The sequence below is a fragment of the Desulfosalsimonas propionicica genome (assembly GCF_013761005.1).
GTDB classification, from domain to species: domain Bacteria; phylum Desulfobacterota; class Desulfobacteria; order Desulfobacterales; family Desulfosalsimonadaceae; genus Desulfosalsimonas; species Desulfosalsimonas propionicica.
The window spans coordinates 1-1,639 of sequence record NZ_JACDUS010000026.1 but is presented as its reverse complement, the minus strand read 5'-3'; the positions used below and the strand labels follow the sequence as shown (position 1 = coordinate 1,639).

1 protein-coding gene is annotated in these 1,639 nt (G+C 52.3%); it reads left to right on the top strand.

Annotated features, from left to right (window positions below):
* Window positions 1-122 precede the first annotated feature (122 nt).
* Window positions 123-1,616 carry an IS5 family transposase gene (locus tag HNR65_RS17760; protein ID WP_232364837.1) on the top strand — a complete coding sequence of 498 codons (1,494 nt, stop codon included), beginning with the start codon at window positions 123-125 and terminating at the stop codon, window positions 1,614-1,616.
* The last annotated feature ends 23 nt before the right edge of the window (window positions 1,617-1,639 follow it).

The following is a 1,639-nucleotide window of genomic DNA, read 5'->3' as shown; positions in this document are numbered from 1 at the left end:
GGGACTCCTGAATAAAAATAAATATTTGATTTTATTATATTAGTATGCTATAGTACAAAATATAAATCCAAGCATATTCGGCACTACACCTTCAAAACCTTGCACCTATAGCGTGACCAAACATGTATCGAGACAACCAGAAGCAGTTGAAGTTTGAGGATTTCTACCTGCCTTTCGGCGGCAGGCTCAGAAGCGACAACCGCTGGGTCAAGCTTGCCAAGCTCATCCCCTGGCACGAATTTGAAGAACTCTATGCCAGCAGCCTTGCCGGCACCGGTATGGGTGCGCCTGCCATGTCGGTGAGAGTGGCCCTGGGCGCCTTGATTATCAAGGAACGGCTTGGCACCTCGGATGAAGAAACCGTGGAGCAGATCCGGGAGAACCCCTATCTGCAGTACTTTCTGGGATTGGAAGAATACGGCGAAGAAGCTCCTTTTCATCCGACCATGTTCGTGCACTTCAGAAAACGCCTGGGCAAGGAGGCGCTGAGAGCAATCAATGATCGCATCTCCACCAAAGCCATGAGCAGCGGGGAAAAGCCCAAACAGAAAGGCAAAAAGCTTTCGGGCAAAGATGATGACCAAGGACCGCCTTCGGGCACAAGCCAGGGCGGCAACCAGGGCAAACTGCTCCTGGACGCCTCTTGTGCTCCGGCCGACATCACCTACCCCACTGACCTGAAAATCGTCAATGAGGCCCGGGAAAAAAGCGAAGAAATCATTGATGCACTGCATGAACCCGCAAAAGGAAAAAAGAGAAAACCCCGAACCTACCGGCAAAAAGCCAGAAAACAGTTTTTGGCGGCTGCCAAGAAGAAAAAACTCTCCAAACGCCAGCGCCGGCAGGTCATGCGCCAGCAGCTGGGATATCTGGCCCGCAACCTCAAAACCATCTCCAGCTTGGCTAATCAACACGGGCTTGGCCTTCTGGACCGAAGACAATATAAAAACCTGCTGGTCATCGAAGAGGTCCGGCGTCAGCAGAAATCCATGTTTGAAAACAAAGCCAACCGCATCGAAGACCGCATTGTCAGCATCTCCCAGCCCCATGTCCGGCCTATCAAGCGGGGCAAGGCAGGTGCTTCCACCGAGTTTGGCGCCAAGATATCTGTGAGCGTGATCAACGGATACGGTTTTGTGGATCGGCTCAGCTGGGACAGCTACAACGAGAGCGGGGATCTGATAGCCCAGGTCAAAAAATACCGCCAACTGTTTGGATGCTGGCCGGAATCGGTGCACGCAGACAAGATATACCGGAATCAGGAGAATCGGCGATTCTGCAAAAAACATGGTATCCGGCTTTCTGGGCCGCCCCTGGGAAGGCCGCCCAAGGATGCGCAAATCAGCAGAGAGATCCGAAAGCAGGTCTACCAGGATGAGGTGGAACGCAATGCGGTTGAAGGCAAGTTCGGCCAGGCAAAACGCCGCTTCGGCCTCGGCCGGGTGATGTGCAAACTGGCAAGCACTGCCGAAACCGCTGTGCTGATAACCTTCCTGGTGATGAACCTGGAAAGATGGCTGAAGGCCATTCTTTTTTGGCTTTTTTATAATCTGCTTATCCTGAGTCAAATTGGAAGCCCTCTCCAGGGTCGGCCGGGGTTATGCACAGAAATTTGAAGCAAGTTTTTCAGGAAGCCCTA